The organism is Propionispora hippei DSM 15287, from assembly GCF_900141835.1.
In the GTDB taxonomy this organism is placed as follows: Bacteria; Bacillota; Negativicutes; order Propionisporales; family Propionisporaceae; genus Propionispora; species Propionispora hippei.
Genome location: NZ_FQZD01000011.1, coordinates 99,495 through 114,957, shown reverse-complemented (window position 1 = coordinate 114,957; position 15,463 = coordinate 99,495). Strand labels below are relative to the sequence as shown.

17 protein-coding genes and 1 riboswitch are annotated in these 15,463 nt (G+C 48.8%); of the genes, 2 read left to right on the top strand and 15 right to left on the bottom strand.

All coding sequences use genetic code 11. The features are described from left to right. Positions 1-2: 2 nt before the first annotated feature. The 4 genes from F3H20_RS08145 to F3H20_RS08130 all read right to left on the bottom strand — a co-directional run bounded on the left by F3H20_RS08145 (position 3) and on the right by F3H20_RS08130 (position 4,565). Positions 3-1,373, bottom strand: coding sequence for a PTS transporter subunit EIIC (locus tag F3H20_RS08145; protein WP_149734469.1), 1,371 nt, complete (start codon positions 1,371-1,373; stop codon positions 3-5). Between the two features lie 89 nt (positions 1,374-1,462). Then, positions 1,463-2,860, bottom strand: a complete 1,398-nt coding sequence (locus tag F3H20_RS08140; protein ID WP_149734439.1) for a sucrose-specific PTS transporter subunit IIBC — start codon at positions 2,858-2,860, stop codon at positions 1,463-1,465. 179 nt (positions 2,861-3,039) lie between these two features. After that, positions 3,040-3,870 (bottom strand): PRD domain-containing protein, encoded by an 831-nt coding sequence (locus tag F3H20_RS08135; protein WP_149734438.1) that lies wholly within the window; start codon positions 3,868-3,870, stop codon positions 3,040-3,042. Between the two features lie 212 nt (positions 3,871-4,082). After that, positions 4,083-4,565 (bottom strand): PTS sugar transporter subunit IIA, encoded by a 483-nt coding sequence (locus F3H20_RS08130; protein ID WP_188128247.1) that lies wholly within the window; start codon positions 4,563-4,565, stop codon positions 4,083-4,085. A gap of 590 nt (positions 4,566-5,155) precedes the next feature. Here F3H20_RS08130 and htpG point away from each other — a divergent pair. Beyond that, entirely contained in the window at positions 5,156-7,108 is a 1,953-nt protein-coding gene (htpG, locus tag F3H20_RS08125) for a molecular chaperone HtpG (RefSeq protein ID WP_149734436.1), read from the top strand. A 114-nt stretch (positions 7,109-7,222) separates the two neighbouring features. Here htpG and F3H20_RS08120 read toward each other — a convergent pair whose 3' ends face one another. The 6 genes from F3H20_RS08120 to F3H20_RS08100 form a co-directional block, all read right to left on the bottom strand. Further along, complete coding sequence (locus tag F3H20_RS08120; protein WP_149734435.1) at positions 7,223-7,483, bottom strand: hypothetical protein; 261 nt, start codon at positions 7,481-7,483, stop codon at positions 7,223-7,225. 74 nt (positions 7,484-7,557) lie between these two features. Continuing rightward, entirely contained in the window at positions 7,558-9,786 is a 2,229-nt protein-coding gene (locus F3H20_RS08115; protein ID WP_149734434.1) for a bifunctional diguanylate cyclase/phosphodiesterase, read from the bottom strand. A gap of 105 nt (positions 9,787-9,891) precedes the next feature. Then, positions 9,892-9,978, bottom strand: a riboswitch (cyclic di-GMP riboswitch). A 126-nt stretch (positions 9,979-10,104) separates the two neighbouring features. Further along, positions 10,105-10,278 (bottom strand): hypothetical protein, encoded by a 174-nt coding sequence (locus tag F3H20_RS19880; protein WP_188128246.1) that lies wholly within the window; start codon positions 10,276-10,278, stop codon positions 10,105-10,107. 23 nt (positions 10,279-10,301) lie between these two features. Continuing rightward, positions 10,302-10,601, bottom strand: a complete 300-nt coding sequence (nrdD, locus tag F3H20_RS08110) for an anaerobic ribonucleoside-triphosphate reductase (RefSeq protein ID WP_149734433.1) — start codon at positions 10,599-10,601, stop codon at positions 10,302-10,304. Between the two features lie 238 nt (positions 10,602-10,839). Then, positions 10,840-11,661 (bottom strand): HAD family hydrolase, encoded by an 822-nt coding sequence (locus F3H20_RS08105; protein WP_149734432.1) that lies wholly within the window; start codon positions 11,659-11,661, stop codon positions 10,840-10,842. An 80-nt stretch (positions 11,662-11,741) separates the two neighbouring features. Continuing rightward, complete coding sequence (locus tag F3H20_RS08100; protein ID WP_149734431.1) at positions 11,742-11,939, bottom strand: YwbE family protein; 198 nt, start codon at positions 11,937-11,939, stop codon at positions 11,742-11,744. A 95-nt stretch (positions 11,940-12,034) separates the two neighbouring features. Here F3H20_RS08100 and F3H20_RS08095 point away from each other — a divergent pair, with 95 nt between their 5' ends. Then, a complete protein-coding gene (locus tag F3H20_RS08095; protein WP_149734430.1) occupies positions 12,035-13,420 on the top strand; it encodes a hemolysin family protein in 1,386 nt (461 codons plus the stop codon). Positions 13,421-13,497: 77 nt separating this feature from the next. Here F3H20_RS08095 and F3H20_RS08090 read toward each other — a convergent pair whose 3' ends face one another. The 5 genes from F3H20_RS08090 to F3H20_RS19875 all read right to left on the bottom strand — a co-directional run bounded on the left by F3H20_RS08090 (position 13,498) and on the right by F3H20_RS19875 (position 15,116). Continuing rightward, positions 13,498-13,704 (bottom strand): hypothetical protein, encoded by a 207-nt coding sequence (locus F3H20_RS08090; protein WP_149734429.1) that lies wholly within the window; start codon positions 13,702-13,704, stop codon positions 13,498-13,500. Between the two features lie 113 nt (positions 13,705-13,817). Next, positions 13,818-14,288: a PD-(D/E)XK nuclease family protein gene (locus F3H20_RS08085; RefSeq protein WP_188128245.1), complete on the bottom strand. Its 471-nt coding sequence runs from the start codon at positions 14,286-14,288 to the stop codon at positions 13,818-13,820. Further along, a complete protein-coding gene (locus F3H20_RS08080; protein WP_149734427.1) occupies positions 14,285-14,524 on the bottom strand; it encodes a hypothetical protein in 240 nt (79 codons plus the stop codon). The genes F3H20_RS08085 and F3H20_RS08080 overlap by 4 nt, the downstream gene beginning before the upstream one ends. 65 nt (positions 14,525-14,589) lie before the next feature. Then, the gene (locus tag F3H20_RS08075) at positions 14,590-14,922 is read right to left on the bottom strand and encodes a L,D-transpeptidase (RefSeq protein ID WP_149734426.1); all 333 of its coding nucleotides are present in this window, start codon (positions 14,920-14,922) and stop codon (positions 14,590-14,592) included. 56 nt (positions 14,923-14,978) lie between these two features. After that, entirely contained in the window at positions 14,979-15,116 is a 138-nt protein-coding gene (locus F3H20_RS19875) for a hypothetical protein (protein ID WP_188128244.1), read from the bottom strand. Between the last annotated feature and the right edge of the window lie 347 nt (positions 15,117-15,463).

The following is a 15,463-nucleotide window of genomic DNA, read 5'->3' as shown; positions in this document are numbered from 1 at the left end:
CTTCACGAATCCTCTTTCCCTGACAAAAATTTTCTTTCCCGATCAGCTTGGCCATCGGGAATCCCTAAAATCCAGGCGGCACTAAACGCACTGACAAAAGCGATCATAAAGCCGGCAGCATATAAAAGTACATCACCCTCCTGAATGATCGCCAGTAGCGACAGGGCCGACAAGCCCAGACTAATGGCCTTCACCTGCATCATGGCAATGAAGCCGCCCCCTAAGGCGCCGCCAATAGCGGCAGCCGCAAACGGCCTTACTAACGGAAGATTTACGGCAAACATGATAGGTTCGGTAATACCTAACAGGCATACGGGAAGAGCGTTGACAATCACCCGTTTTAGCTGGCGGTCAGCGGTTTTAAAATACACAGCCAAGGCAGCGCCGGCCTGTGCCGTGTCTGCCATGGCAAATATGGGCAGCAGCATATTAACCCCTGTCTTGGACAGCATATCCAGATAAAGCGGATTAAGTCCCTGGTGCATTCCCGTGGTAACAATGGTGGAATATACCGCCCCCAGCATCATACCTGTAAAAAAACCGCCCTGATGTATGGCAAACAGAACCACGCTGATCACACTGTCCGATATCGCCGCCCCCAAGGGCTGTAAAATGAAAATCGTGGCAAAACCGGTGACAACCAGTGTCAGCATTGGCGTCAATATCAACGCCAATGCCTGGGGGACCTTGCGGCGGAGGATTCCTTCCACAAGACTCATAAACCAAACCACCAAAAGAGCCGCTATCACGCCGCCGGCGCCGCGCTGCAGCGACGGTGAAATCCCACCGACTGCTAAAGAATGCAGTTGTTCAAGCGACGAGTGCATTAACAACCCTGCCGCCGCACCGCCCAAGAGCGGTGTCCCGCCAAACTCCCGCGCCGCGGTCACACCAACCAGCACAGGTAAAAATACAAAGACCGAACTGGCAAAAAGCTGTAATAATTGCGAAACCTGATTATCTACACTGACTACACCAAGCCGTTGCAGCAGGGAGTTAATTCCCATCAGCATGCCGCTGCCTACCAATACGGGAATTAACGGCAAAAACACATTGGCAAGCCGCTTCATGTACCCAGGCAGGCCAACCGGTCGAATATCGGCAGCCTGGTCTGCCTGATTTCCCAATGACAACTGGTGCTGCATTTCATGATACACGTCCAGCACAACGCCTGTACCCAGAATGATCTGAAGCTGTCCGGAACGGAAAACCGCTGCCACCACTTTATCCAATCCTCTCAGGCTGGCCAGCTCGGCCTTGCCGTCGTCCCGCAGGGTGAGGCGCAGCCTTGTTGCGCAATATTCTATATCGATCACATTGCCTGCACCGCCTATCCGGCTCAGAATTTCACCGGCCAATCCGGTTTTATTCATAGTAGCTTCCTCCCTCCGTACAGATCATTCAATGCCTGATGTATAGTATTATTCTCGCCTGCTGCTTTGTCCTGCCGTCGTAGGACAACCTAAGCCCGGGCCTTGCCAAACATGGACTGCACCCGTTCCGACTCCTTCGCTCCTGCCAGCCAACTGGCAGCAAAAGCGCCGCCAAAGGCAATGCACATACCGATGACATAATGAATCATCGCTGCCGGTTGAACTATCGAAATACCCGGTATGCCGGTAAGGCCCACAGCCGTCATCCCCACCTTCATAGCCACCACATATGCGCCGCCCAGGGCCCCGCCAACAGCAGCGGCAGCAAACGGCTTGCCCAGCCTGATGTTGACTCCGAAAATCGCAGCTTCCGTAATGCCAAGTAAACAGGAAGTCGCCGCCGGAATCGCAATAGCCTTGATTTTCTCATCGGTAGTCTTAAAATACACGGCTAAGGCAGCTCCGCCTTGAGCTACATTAGCCATCGACCAGATCGGCAGCAAATAATTCAAGCCCACGTTCTTTATTAGTTCCATTTCAATGGCATGAAAACTGTGATGAATGCCGGTAATAACAATCGCCGAATATACGCCGCCGAATAGCAGGCCGGCAAGCGGACCGGCCTGGCTGTATAAGCCTGTCAACCCAAAGGAAATGCCGCTGCCCAGCATCCGTCCAAACGGACCGATGGCAACCAGAGCGACAAACCCGCTAATGGCCAGTGTCAAAAATGGCGTCAACAGAATATCCAGGGCGTTAGGCACTGCTTTTCGGATATTTTTTTCGACAAACGCCATAAACCATACGGCAATTAGCACAGGCAGCACGGTTCCCTGATAGCCTACTGCCGCAATAGCCAGACCGAATACATCAATAGTGCCTTTAATGCCGCCGCCAACGGTCCAGGCATTTTGCAAATCAGGATGAATCAGCAGACCGCCTAAAACTGCCGCCAGAAAAGGATTAGCGCCAAATTCCCTGGCCGCGCTGAAAGCAATGAGCACAGGAAGAAAAATGAAGGCCGTGTTGGAAAACATATTGAGGATATGGATGATTCCTGATTCGGGATTAATCCATTGGAATGTGCTGAGCATCCCCAGCAGTCCCATCAAAAAACCACTGGCGACAATGGCCGGAATAATCGGCACCAGCACATTGGACAGCACTCTTGCCAATCTTTGCCACGGATTCAGCTTTTTCATGGCGGCCTGGGCCGCTTCACCGGTAGACGATTGACCGACATCGGCGATAGCAAGCAGCGCTGCATAGACACGGGTTACCACACCTGTCCCCAGAATAATCTGGAATTGCCCGGCATTTTGGAAACTGCCCTTCACTTCCGGAATATTTTCAATGTTACTAACCTGCACCTTACTCTGATCCTTAATCACCAGCCGCAGTCGCGTTGCACAATGAGCGGCGCTTTCAATATTTTCTTTACCGCCTACTTCCCGGAGAATTTGTTCGGCTACTTTTTTTACGTCCATCGTCAATCCCTCCATACTTATAATTTTTCTAAACGGTTCGTACTCAAATGCCAGTGCTGCCCGTTCACCTCCTGTCTGTTGCTAAAAAGAAAAGACCTAAGAACAGAGAGCCACGAATTACAGTGGGTCTCTGGCTTAGGTCTTGCCTGCCTTACCAGTCACAATCCTCAAATATTCAGTTAAAAATCAGCCACTTTATGAATATGCAGCGCAATGTAAGCACATTCCGCATCGGGGAAGGTCAACCCATACTGCGCCTCCACATAGGCTCGCAGCCGCAAAGCACATTGGAAGCTGGGGCCGCACTTTTCTTTAATCACCTGATAAATATCATCATCCATTCCGTGAAAGGGCTGCTTATTCAACAAGCGCTGAAAAGCAAAACGCAAATGAGTGACCAGCCGCTGATAAGGGAGACTTTCTTCCGCCAGCGTAAGATCAAAGTCGCTGACAATGATATCCACCATATCCCGGATGGCATAAGACACATCGACAGGCACGGTCAACTCGTCACAACCCATACGGGCTGTCCTGACATGAAGCGCAATAAATCCGGCTTCGTCCTCTGGAATGGTCAGTTGCATGGTTTGACTGATTAACCGCTGTGCCCAGGTACCGATGGCATATTCTTCCGGATACACAGCCTTGATCTGCTCCAGCAGTTCGTTGTGTATACTCATGCCCGCCGTAATTCGCTCAATAGCAAAGGAGATATGATCAGTCAGTGCCACATGAATGTGCTCATTTAATTCTGTGTGCAGTGTTTGCTCTGCGTGACTAATGATTTGTTCCGCCAGATGAATATGTTCTGCCGGCAGCGTCTCCAATATTTCCTTGAATTTTTTATACTCCTGATTGTTCGTCATGGTAAATATTTTTTCTATTTTACTGCGATCAACCAGGTCATTGGCTTTCTTCTGAAATCCGATTCCCAGTCCCATGACTACTTTCTCCACGCCGTCATCGTCTATAATTAAGGTATTATTATTTAATACTTTCTTAATTCTCATCTGCCTTCTGCCTCTCCAGACGATTTTAACGTGCCGGTGCCGCAGGGCACGTTTGTAAAAAAACGGAATGACCCATGGCGCGAGTGATTTTTGCGCCAAACAAGGCACCATGCTGCAGGAATAGCGGCCCTTATGTTAAAACATGGTAACGAAGTATGGCACCCTAAGCACCGTCAGGGGCGTATCGAGTATTTTTGCCAACAAACCCTAAGTCAAATTTCCGCTTCCAGCAGCACTGTACTGCCGCTTTTTGCTTCCGGTTCCGTACACAGTGTCAATGCCTTGCACAGCTCCGGATTGGTTATGATAACCGGGGTGACGGCACTGGTGGCCCTGTCCTGCACCAACTCAAGCGAGAATTCGACCAACACCTGACCGACCGACACCCGGTCCCCCGCCTGGACCAGGCAGGTAAACCCTTCGCCGTTCAGTTCCACCGTGTTGATACCGATATGAATTAATATGTCCAGTCCTTCCGGCGTAGTTAACCCGACGGCATGTTTTGTAGGAAATATGGCTGATATAGTACCAGCGGCCGGCGCTGTAATCCTGCCTTCCGTCGGTTGAATAGCCACCCCTTTCCCCAGAAACTGAAAAGCCGGATCGGGTAGTTGACCAAGCGGTACAATAGCCCCGCTAACCGGAGCGGTCAGTCTTACCACTACCGGCGCCTTCTTAAACAAGCCCTTGAACACGACGTATTCCTCCTTACAGTATACTATAAATCAAATAACTAGTGACTGCGAAATTTCCGCATCAGCCTATGGCGTATCCGCCGACAGGCAAAGGATAAAAATAAAAGACCTAGCAAGATAAATACACCTTGGTGTATCCATCCAGTCTAGGTCTTGCCTGCTTAACCAGTCACAATCCTCAATATTGACTTTTATATCCATAATATACAAGTAATTTTTACTACTGTCAATACTAAAGAAAAATATCCTTCTCCCGCTTATCCGCTTCCGGTCTTATATTCCTGACTGGCGTTAGTCCGTCACCAAATCCCTGGCTACGCTTGCGCTTTTTTCCGCACTCCTTGAAGGCAATAAAATTCTCATTGGCGTATCTTCGCTTTAAGTAACGCAAAGTATCAAAAAAACCAGCAACAGCACAATTTAAGCAGCTATTTTAATTACCAGGCAATAAAATTCCCATAAAAAAGTAAAAAACCCCGTAAAAACAATTGATTTACATCGGCAATCCGGTTATGATATAAACAAAGTTAGCACTCAAGCAGATTGAGTGCTAACAGCATGTTAAGACTGACGAAAAGGAGACTCGCATCATGACCCAAGAAACAAAACCTAAACAAACGCGGGAGTTTCAAGCCGAAACCAAGCAACTGTTGGATTTAATGGTTCACTCTATTTACACCAACCGGGAAATTTTCTTGCGCGAACTCATTTCCAACGCATCGGACGCGATCGACAAAGTACGCTTTGAGTCTTTGACCAATTCGGCATTGCTGGAAGGCAATTCGGACTTTGAAATTTTCTTAGTGCCTGATGAAACCACTCACACCCTGACAATCTCCGATAACGGCATGGGAATGACCTATGAAGAAGTCGTTGAAAATATCGGCACTATTGCCAAGTCCGGCACGAAAGCCTTTCTTGCCAAGCTCAAAGAAAAAGAAACGTCACCCGATCAGGAACTGATCGGCCAGTTCGGCGTTGGTTTTTATTCCGCCTTTATGGTCGCGGAAAAAGTAACCCTCTTAACCCGCGCTCCCGGAGAGGCCAGGGGAATCCGCTGGGAATCCACCGGTGACGGCACTTATACCATTGAAGAATGCGATAAAGAACAACGGGGCACCACTATTATTCTCACCTTAAAGGAAGAATTCCGTACCGGCGAAGAAAACTTCTTGCATACATACACCCTGCAATCGCTGGTCAAAAAATACTCCGACTATATCCGTTATCCGATCAAAATGAACTTTACCAAAGAGGAACAGCCAAAGGATGCCGACGGCAAACCCATCGAAGGTTCCGATCCCATACAGACGGTGGAAGTCCGCATCTTAAACTCGATGACACCGCTCTGGGCCAAAAATAAAAACGAAATCACCCGGGAAGAATACGACTCCTTCTATAAGGATATGTTCCATGACTGGGAAAACCCGCTGGAAATCATTCATTCCAAAGCGGAAGGCACGGTGGAATATACCAGTCTGCTCTACCTGCCGGCCCGGGCCCCCTTCGATCTCTATGACCGGGATGCCACCAGCGGTATCCGGCTGTATTCCAAGCATATTTTCATTATGGAAAAGTGCCAGGACCTGCTGCCGGACTACCTGCGTTTTGTCCGCGGCCTGGTCGATTCGCCCGATTTCTCACTCAATATTTCACGGGAATTGCTGCAGCATAGCAAACAACTAAAACTGATCGGCAAGAACCTGGAAAAAAGCGTACTGAAAACACTGGAGAATCTGCTGTCCAAGGATCGCCCCAAGTACGAGTCTTTCTGGAAAGAATTTGGCCAGGCCTTGAAAATCGGCGTCTATTCCGACTATCAAAGCCGGGATAAGCTAAAAGGCCTCTTGCTCTTCCCTTCATCCCATTCCACCGACGGGCTCACCTCGCTTGACGAGTATGTGGGACGGATGCCGGAAAAACAGAAGGTCATCTACTATGCCACCGGCAAAGACCGCTCCTCGGTAGAACGGCTGCCGCAAATGGAATTGCTGAAGGAAAAAGGCGTCGAAGTGCTCTTCCTGTTCGACCGGGTTGATGAATTCACCATTGACGCCCTGCAGGAATTTAAGGAGAAAAAATTCCAGTCAATCAGCCGCGGCGACCTGCAACTGGATGATTTAGAATCACCGGAAGCCAAGCAGGATGCGGAAAGCCTTTCCAAAGAACATGAGCCGCTGCTGCAGGCGGTTAAAGAAAAACTGTCCGGAAAAATTACCGATGTCAAGATCAGCAGCCGTCTAAAATCAAGCGCCGTTTGCCTGGTCAGTGACAATAACGGCATCAGCCTGTCGATGGAACAAATTTTGGCCGAAATGAACAAGGCCCCTTTCAAGGCCAGCCGGATTCTGGAGTTGAACCCCCATCACGAAGTATTTGCCGCTTTGAAAAAAGTATATGATGCCGATCCCTCAGCCGAAGCCTTCACCGACTACTGCGACCTGCTCTATACCCAGGCGCTGCTCATCGAAGGAATCCTGCCGGACGACCCCATCGGGTTTGCCAATAAAGTGGCCAAATTAATGGCTTATAGTGAAAAATAATCAGCCCTATAAAGCAAAAAACTCCCTGTGACAGGGAGTTTTTTGCTTTATAGCATTAACGTTCGCACAGGTACATTGGAGCCATGCCGTCTTCTCAGCTTCAAACGGATGTTTTTAGGTGATAGGCTGCCAGACACATTTCGTTGCCCGCAACACTTCCACACAAACAAGTTCCAAGGCCGCACAAATATCATCTTCCCGTCGGGCGTCTTCCACCACCACATAGCAGTAATAGCTGAAATTAGTTGCCTGAACCCGCTTTACCCAAGTAATAGAAAAGCTTGCCCGGTTGGCAAGGTGGATGCGCATAAGTATCTCCAATTGATCAAAAGGCAACTCTGTGGTAATCAATAATTTCTTTACCGTTTCCCGCATACTATAAACTCCCGCAGCTTTTTTTATCCTCATATCCGGTATGTTTCGCTACGTTGAGGGCTTGCTCCTCTATATTACAGTAAATGCGGTTTCGGTTCACCGATAAAATAACCCTGTACTTCATCCAGTCCCATATCTTTCACCGTATGGTAGATGGTTTCGCAGCAGACAAATTCCGCAATGACTTTGATGTTCAGTTTGCGGGCAAGATAAACAATGCTTTCCACCACGGCCAGCACCGACGGATTATCCGCAATTTCCTTTACCAGTGAACCGTCAACCTTGATATAATCGGCGCCCATCGTAAAAATATGAGCAAAATTGGAATAGCCGCTGCCAAAATCATCGATGGCAATCTTAGCGTGATATCGCTTTACTTCAGTGATAAACCGCAGCAGTTCTTCGGGGTTTTCAAATTCCTCCGATTCGACAAATTCGAAAGTGACCCGGCCGGCCAGTCCTGAACCGGCCAATAACCGAAGTATCCGTTGCGTTACCTTGCTGTCCGCGATATCGGCTGCGCTCAAATTAATCGAAAACTCAACGTCCTTATCCTGAAAATAGGCAAAACATTTTTCCAAAATAACCTCCGTTAGCCGGGGATATATTTTAGTTTTTTTAATCACCGGCAGAAAACAGCCGGGTGAAATAATCTCGCCCTGCCGGGACAGCATGCGCACTAAGGCCTCATACTTGGTAACCCGGCCGGTGCAAAGCTCCAGAATCGGCTGATAATAGAGCAAAATGCGGTCCTCTTCAATGGCTTCCTGCACCTCTTGCACCCAGTATAAATTATGGTGATAACTGTCTTTTACCGGCAGGTCGTCACCATATACCTGGACCTTAAGGTGACGCTGGCGGGCATAGCGAAGGGCCATTTGCGCCTTTTCCAGCGGACTTTCGGCAGTGAAGGACAGGCCAATGCTGACAAAAACAGGATGCAGTTGTCCATGGATTGAAAATTTGGTTTGTTCAATACAGTCATACATGTCCAGGATATTTCTTTTAAACAGGTTTGGCTCCACGCCGTCAGCCAACAGGGCATACTCATCACCCGACAGCCGGTATACCTCATAACTGCAGCGGCCCGCTTCCTGCAGGATGCAGGACGCTACATCGCGCAATACCTTATCGCCTGCCTGGCAGCCGTAAAATTCATTAATGGCCCGGAAATTTTCAATATTGATAATCGCCACACAAGGTTTCTGCTTTACCTTAATATCTTCCAGAAACCGGAACCGGTTAGGCATGGCGGTCAGATGATCGGTATATGCCATAGTCAACAATTCGGCGTTCTTCTGCTGCAAGGACTGAAGCAGCCGCTTATTTTCCAAAAAGGAAAACACCTGACGGACACTGATCAGCAACAGGCAAATGAACAACCCGACAGCCACGCTGACAAGCTCCTCCAGCTTTACCAGCAGCAGCAGGAACAGTCCGGCCACAACGCCATAGGAAAGGCAAAGCCACACGGTGCCAGGGTTATATTCCAAGCTGCCTTCCTGTCCAATCGCATACTCGCCCTGCCGGAATGACGCTGCCAAGGCAATCAGCAGATTGGCCAACCCCCAGAGCATGTGATACCAGGTGCCGGCGGAATTAGCCTCCAGCAAAGAGCCGTATAAAAAAGCCGTATCGGCAATAAAGAAAAAAATGATACTCCCCAAAAAACAATGCAGCATAGGTCGGTTAAACCGTTTAAACTGAAAATAAAATCTGGCTGTTCCGAACAGCAAGCCTAAATCCATAACAGGATATGCCAGAAAAAGCATATTGGTCAATGCCTGTTCATTGGAAAAAACAAAATACATCCGGATATAGTCCCAGCTTACCGCAAAAACAACAACCAGGAGCAGCGTAATATCAAACAGTGCCTTAAAGCAAAAGCAGGCTCCCCGGCGCTGCCAGAGCAGAGAGACATAAGCTGCCAACGTCAAAAAGGAACTTGCCACATAAAATAAATTATCCCAGCTCAAAAAGGGAAAATCAATCTGTAATGCAAGCCGGTAATACCCTTCCAAAAGAATGCCACCGGCTGAACTGCTAATTCCCAGGAACAACAACAGCCAAAACAGGGAATCTTCCCTGACCTTCCGATAGGTTTGAAATAAAAGCCCGCTTGCAACCGCCACACAGGTGAAAACCAAAGCACCGCAACCCGCCAGGCGCAGGCTTCCTGCTTCAGCCCAGCCAACACTCCAAGTAAAAAACAAAACGACATAAGCCGCCATAAACAAGAAAACCCATCTTCCTCTGGCCTGCCCCATTTGTTGTAAGAAAAAAACCAGCTTGCCTTTGTTCACTTTCGCTCCTCCGTATTGCCACCACCTCAGAATTATGCGACCTAATCCTCACAAAAACATAAAAGGCCAGGGGTCGCCTGGCCTACTAAACCGTTTTGATAGAAAACAGGCAACCTGGCAATCATAGATGCATACATCCTTAGACCCATGGCTTTGTGTCCTTACCTTTCGATAAGTTTACCCAATATTTTTTTAGATCCCTATAACATATTACATATTTTTACCAAACTCGTCAATAACTATCTGCTTTGTTAGTTATTCTCCAATTTTAGCAAGCCTGTTTCCAGCCATAAAAAAAACGCCTTGCCAGGCGTTTTTTCACCGGTCGGACTCATTCAACACCCGGTCCAGCTCGGCCTGCGTGCAGGCCGCCGGCAATGGACCGAATTCGCGGTTGCACTGTACGCATTTAAACACAACCAAGTCCACCGTCACAGCCTGTTTGACCAGTTCACTGTCACAATGGGGGCAGATGGCTTTCAACTGAGACATGGATTATCCCTCCTTGTATTTTCCTACACCAAAAGTACTGCTTCCCGTTCCTGATTATGAGGCAAGCGATCAGCCAATTCCCGCTGTTTCGCATCATTGAACTTATCCACCGTACTGAGATAGCCGGTAATCCGGCGCGTTCTTTTAATCGGGGATTGTTCAAAAGACTGAATAACCACGTCATTTCCTTCCAGGCAAAGAACAACGCGGCCCAAGGTCTTGCCTGTCTTTTGCCAAATAGCCATTTCCTCATACACATAGGCCTGTACTTCTTTTTCCGGCAGATGCTCAGGGTTTTCCACCACTACATTTTTGATTAGCATAACAATCCTCTCCAAATAGATCACTTTTAATGACTGTTTCGCCTTAAACAGTCATTATCCTGCAAAAAGCACAAGATATAGTATTTATTTTTTCGTCAATTACAATATATCGCAAAAAACAGTTTACCTTGGCCGTCATGCCGGTTATATTCCAAAAAAGTTCCGGCTTGCTGGGTTGAAGCAACCAAAATAAACACAGCCGGCAATGCCGGCCGTCTATACTATCCTATTTCCATTATCAAACAGGCTGTTCCAAAATATAGCGCCGGATAGCATGCGCCACACCGTTCTCATCATTGGAGCGGGCAACGAATTTAGCGGCCTGCTTGGCGGCAGACTCCCCGTTGGCCATCGCAATTGGCAGTCCGGCCAGTTCGAACATACTGACATCATTATAGTTATCACCAAACACGGCGGTCTGTGCCAACTGAAGCCGTCCCTGCTGCGCCAAAAACCGCAGCGCTTCTCCCTTGGACACACCACTGGCCATAACGTCCAGGGAGCCTTTCATCGATTGTACAACATACAAATCTCCCGGCTTATTGTGAACGGTCGTAATCCGCCCCGCCAAGGCTGCATCGACATCCCAGACAAAAAATTTTATAATCCGGTCGGGCAATTCCTCTGCCCGTGTAATTTCAATCAGCGGCACCCGGAACTCCGGCTCTTTTTCCTGGTTGAACCGGAAATATAGCTGGGCCCGTTTGCTGCCGCGGTTATAATAAATATGCTCGTCCGAATACATAAGGGCGTCGACGCCGCTGTCCAAAAAATCAGCCGCCAAGGCCAGCACGGTTTGCCGGCGGATTTCCTTGCTGAACAAGGTTTGCCCCGTTCCCACATGCCGGATGAGACCACCGTTGCAGCAAATTACCGGTCCGCTCAGGTTGAGTTTAGCCACCAGTTCTTTAATAAACAGCGGGCTTCGGCCGGTAGATAAAATAAGTTCGACCCCGGCCTCCTGCATTTGGCGTACGGCCAGCATAGTTTCTTCCGTCAAATGATTCGCCGAATTCATCAGCGTACCGTCCACATCGCAAACACACCATCGTATCCTCATCAAACTCCCCCGTTCTTTAAACTGCTTTACTTACTAAGTTATTCATAAAGGGATATTATCCTTCTTTTTCTGTCCGGTGATTAGGTGGACAAGACCTCCTGAACTCTCCCAATATGCCCTGTTTCCAGCCTGACTTTAATTCCCCGGGGATGCACCTGGCTATTGGTCAAAATATCACTTACTATCCCTTCGGTCAACTCACCGGTCCGCTGATGCTGCTTCTGTACGATCCGCACCTTGCAGCCCCGCCGGATATTCTTTCGTTCTGTACCGTTCATACTCTGCCTCCTCTGGCAAGCCCTTTTCTGACGATATACCTGTGTCACGCTACCTATGAATAAGCTATTATATACTGTAAGGAGAATTTTATCAAATGACCGGCAGTCCGCCCGGACTTTTAAAAATCAGAAACTATTGTTATAATGTAATATTAAAAGGAGTTGGTTTTTCATTGGAAACAGACCCGTCTATCGGTTGGGAACTTTTAATTATACTGATCTTAATCATTGCCAATGGCCTGTTTGCCATGACCGAAATTGCCATTGTTTCCTCCCGCAAGACACGCCTGGAAAAACAGGCCCAGGAAGGAAGCTCGGCCGCCAGAACCGCCTGGGAACTGGCGAATGAACCGACCCAGTTGCTGTCTACCGTACAGGTAGGCATCAGCGTCATCGGCGTGGTCACCGGGGCATATGGCGGCGCCGCCTTCGCTCAGGTACTGGCCGGCTATCTTGCGCCGTTGCCGGTGCTCGGTCCCCATAGTTACGCCGTCAGCATGTTTATTGTCGTCACACTGATTACCTATACCTCTTTGATTATTGGCGAATTAGTCCCCAAACGGATTGCGCTGAATGCACCGGAGGCGGTTGCCGTCTCTATTGCCATTCCTATGCGTTTTTTTTCCAAACTATTTTCCCCTTTGGTCAAGTTGCTGAGCCTGTCTACCGAATTTGTCCTAAACCTGCTTAATATCCGGGAACCACAGGATGCCGGCGTAACCGAAGAGGAAATAAAAATCATGCTTGCCGAAGGGACCGCTGTCGGAACCTTTGAAGAAGCGGAAAGAAACATTGTGGACCGGGTTTTCCGCCTGGGCGATATGCGGGTTTCGGCCCTGATGACTCCCCGCACGCAAATCGACTGGATTGATTTGGAAGACGGGGAGGAAGAAATCTGGCAAGTCCTGGTTAGCAGCCATCACTCGCGCCTGCCGGTTGCCAGAGGCAGTCTGGACGAACTGGTGGGAGTCGTCTATATCAAAGATTTATTTCTGTCCCGCGGTCAGTCTCCCCTGCCCATTGCGGAGCACACGGAGGAGCCGCTGTTCGTTCCCCGTAGCTTGCGGGCTTTTAAACTACTGGAACAGTTTCAGCAATCCGGCACGCATATTGCTTTTATTATGGATGAATTCGGCGGCATGATCGGCCTGGTTACCCTGTACGATATACTGGAGCATTTAGTCGGTGAATTGCCGCAGGAAGAAGAGGATGATCCGGAAATTGTGCAGCGGGATGACCGGTCCTGGCTGCTGGACGGACTTTTATCGATTGAAGAATTTAAAGAGCTGTTTCATATCCAGGAGATGCCGGGTGAGGACAAGGATCATTATCAGACACTCGGCGGCTTTATCACCTCCTACCTGGGCAGCATGCCCAAAACAGGCGAGACCTTCGAATGGTCAGGACTTTCCTTTGAAATCGTCGATATGGACCGCATGCGAATCGACAAGATCATTGTCACCAAACTGCCTGACGAATAGAGCGTGGTCAGCACTTTAAGCCAAAAAAGAACCGGTATACTCCGGTTCTTTTTTGTTGCCTTGACGGCCAATGGCGGTTACGGCTTAACTTCTTCGCTCTTGTCTTTTGCCTGTTCCAGTTCATCGTTTGCCAGCAGCTGCAGCTTGATCTCTTTCTTTTCCATCCCGGCGGCAATACGCTGCAGGGATTTTGATATATTATAAAACAAATACAAAAAGACGATGGCAAAAATCAAATGAAATCCGCCAAAAGCCATACCGAAAAAAGGAATGTGACCGTGCATTCTGTTCTACCTCCCAACTGTTCTTACTGGCCTAAGTATAGCCCTGATATATGGCAAGATTGTGACAAAAATTGCCTCCGGCAAAAACTTCCCTTGCCAGTTGTCTGTAAATCCTAATTCTTTCTGTTACAAATCGCCCGGTGGGAGCAATGGCGGCAATACTCGGTCCGGCAGACCTTCGCCGGTTCGATCTTGCCGGCAAGAATCCTCCTGTACCGTTCATACAACTTACCGAGCTGCTTTTCCCGCAGCAGTTTGACCTGCCGGCGGCTGCCATCGCTAAAGTGAATATACCCGTAATCGGCAACAGCCTTTTCCTGGGTATGCAGCAATAAAAACCGGTAGACTGACAATTGGATGATATCGGATTCGTAAATCCGGTGATTGGTCCGGCTCTTATAATCGCCGACAATCAAAGTTGAGCTGCCTTGCCGCCGCCAGACGACATCGGGCGCGCCGCACAGCGGAATAGGCTCCAGGATTTTCAGATACGGTTCAAGCCGGTACACTGTCAGCCTGCTCTGACGCCGCCGGTACCAGAGATAAACAACACCACCCAGCAGCAGCCAAAAGACACCGCTCACGGCCGTTCCCCGCGGCCGTACAACAGGCGCAGCAGCCAGTTCAGCAAGCGCCTGAACCAGCCTTGCCTTACGCCCGTAAGACGACAGGCAAATTGCTCATGACTCTGGTTTCCCCGGCGAATGTATTCGTCGGTCAGTGTCTTATCCTCACCATATTGCGCATCATAAACCAACTGTTGTTCACATTTTCCCATTTTAGCCAGTTCTGTTGCACTGACCATCTGTCGTTCACGCATGTAATCACCTATATAAAAAAATTAGACAGGACAATAGCTAAGTCCTGCCATTAAAGCTTCCTTAATTATTGGATACTCACCGGTGTTCCGATAGACACCAGCCGGGCCAGGGCAAGCACGTGGCTGTTTTGCATGCGTACACAGCCATGGGATACGTGCTGTCCGATGGAAGCCGGATTATTAGTCCCGTGAATCCCGTAATGTGGCTGACTCAGACCCATCCACATTACCCCAAAGGGACCGCCCGGATTGGGCACCTTACTCACAATCTGAAACCGTCCAACTGGCGTCGGCGTGGAAAATTTCCCTACGCCAACCGGATAAACCTGAACGATTTTACCGTTTTGATAAAGCGTCAACTGCCGGTTAGCGCGGCTGATCATAATGGAATAGGCCATCTCCTCACCTCTCTTCATTTTATGTAAAGAAAGTAGAAATGGCTACCCTGCGCCTATTACATGAAATATTGCCTGACCAGCAGGCCTGCCGCCACGACTGTGACAATCAGCGCCACCAGCCGGCGGTCCAGCCGCCCTTTACTCCGGTATTTCATTTGCTGTCCCCTTAGGCTTAAACCAATTAACGATTGCATAGCACTCCTCCTATTCGATATATTTAGACAAAATTCAACATTTTCCTGCCATAAACTGTTTATTGTTATGGAAACGGGCACAGCAAAAAAACAATGCTGGAGAATAGCAACCGGTCACTCTCCATCATAGGATATAGAGCAACAGATACTTACAGTAAAAGGAGTGAATTTTCATGGGTTTCGGATTTGGCGGCGGCCGCGGCAATGGGTGCTGGATTATTATCATTATCATCCTGCTGCTTTTCTGCTGCTTTGATAATAACGACTGCAGTCCTACCTGCTAACAAAAGAAGCTTCACCCTGTACAGCCACACCTGTGGCTGTTTTTTCTTTGTCTTTGCCGGGCT

Bases quoted from the DNA above. Each gene is read 5' to 3' on its own strand.
- F3H20_RS08145 (WP_149734469.1), bottom strand. From the start codon at position 1,373: ATGAATAAAACCGGATTGGCCGGTGAAATTCTGAGCCGGATAGGCGGT.
- F3H20_RS08140 (WP_149734439.1), bottom strand. From the start codon at position 2,860: ATGGACGTAAAAAAAGTAGCCGAACAAATTCTCCGGGAAGTAGGCGGT.
- F3H20_RS08135 (WP_149734438.1), bottom strand. From the start codon at position 3,870: ATGAGAATTAAGAAAGTATTAAATAATAATACCTTAATTATAGACGAT.
- htpG (WP_149734436.1), top strand. From the start codon at position 5,156: ATGACCCAAGAAACAAAACCTAAACAAACGCGGGAGTTTCAAGCCGAA.
- F3H20_RS08120 (WP_149734435.1), bottom strand. From the start codon at position 7,483: ATGCGGGAAACGGTAAAGAAATTATTGATTACCACAGAGTTGCCTTTT.
- F3H20_RS19880 (WP_188128246.1), bottom strand. From the start codon at position 10,278: ATGTCTCAGTTGAAAGCCATCTGCCCCCATTGTGACAGTGAACTGGTC.
- nrdD (WP_149734433.1), bottom strand. From the start codon at position 10,601: ATGCTAATCAAAAATGTAGTGGTGGAAAACCCTGAGCATCTGCCGGAA.
- F3H20_RS08105 (WP_149734432.1), bottom strand. From the start codon at position 11,661: ATGAGGATACGATGGTGTGTTTGCGATGTGGACGGTACGCTGATGAAT.
- F3H20_RS08100 (WP_149734431.1), bottom strand. From the start codon at position 11,939: ATGAACGGTACAGAACGAAAGAATATCCGGCGGGGCTGCAAGGTGCGG.
- F3H20_RS08095 (WP_149734430.1), top strand. From the start codon at position 12,035: ATGACCGGCAGTCCGCCCGGACTTTTAAAAATCAGAAACTATTGTTAT.
- F3H20_RS08090 (WP_149734429.1), bottom strand. From the start codon at position 13,704: ATGCACGGTCACATTCCTTTTTTCGGTATGGCTTTTGGCGGATTTCAT.
- F3H20_RS08080 (WP_149734427.1), bottom strand. From the start codon at position 14,524: ATGCGTGAACGACAGATGGTCAGTGCAACAGAACTGGCTAAAATGGGA.
- F3H20_RS08075 (WP_149734426.1), bottom strand. From the start codon at position 14,922: ATGGCCTATTCCATTATGATCAGCCGCGCTAACCGGCAGTTGACGCTT.
- F3H20_RS19875 (WP_188128244.1), bottom strand. From the start codon at position 15,116: ATGCAATCGTTAATTGGTTTAAGCCTAAGGGGACAGCAAATGAAATAC.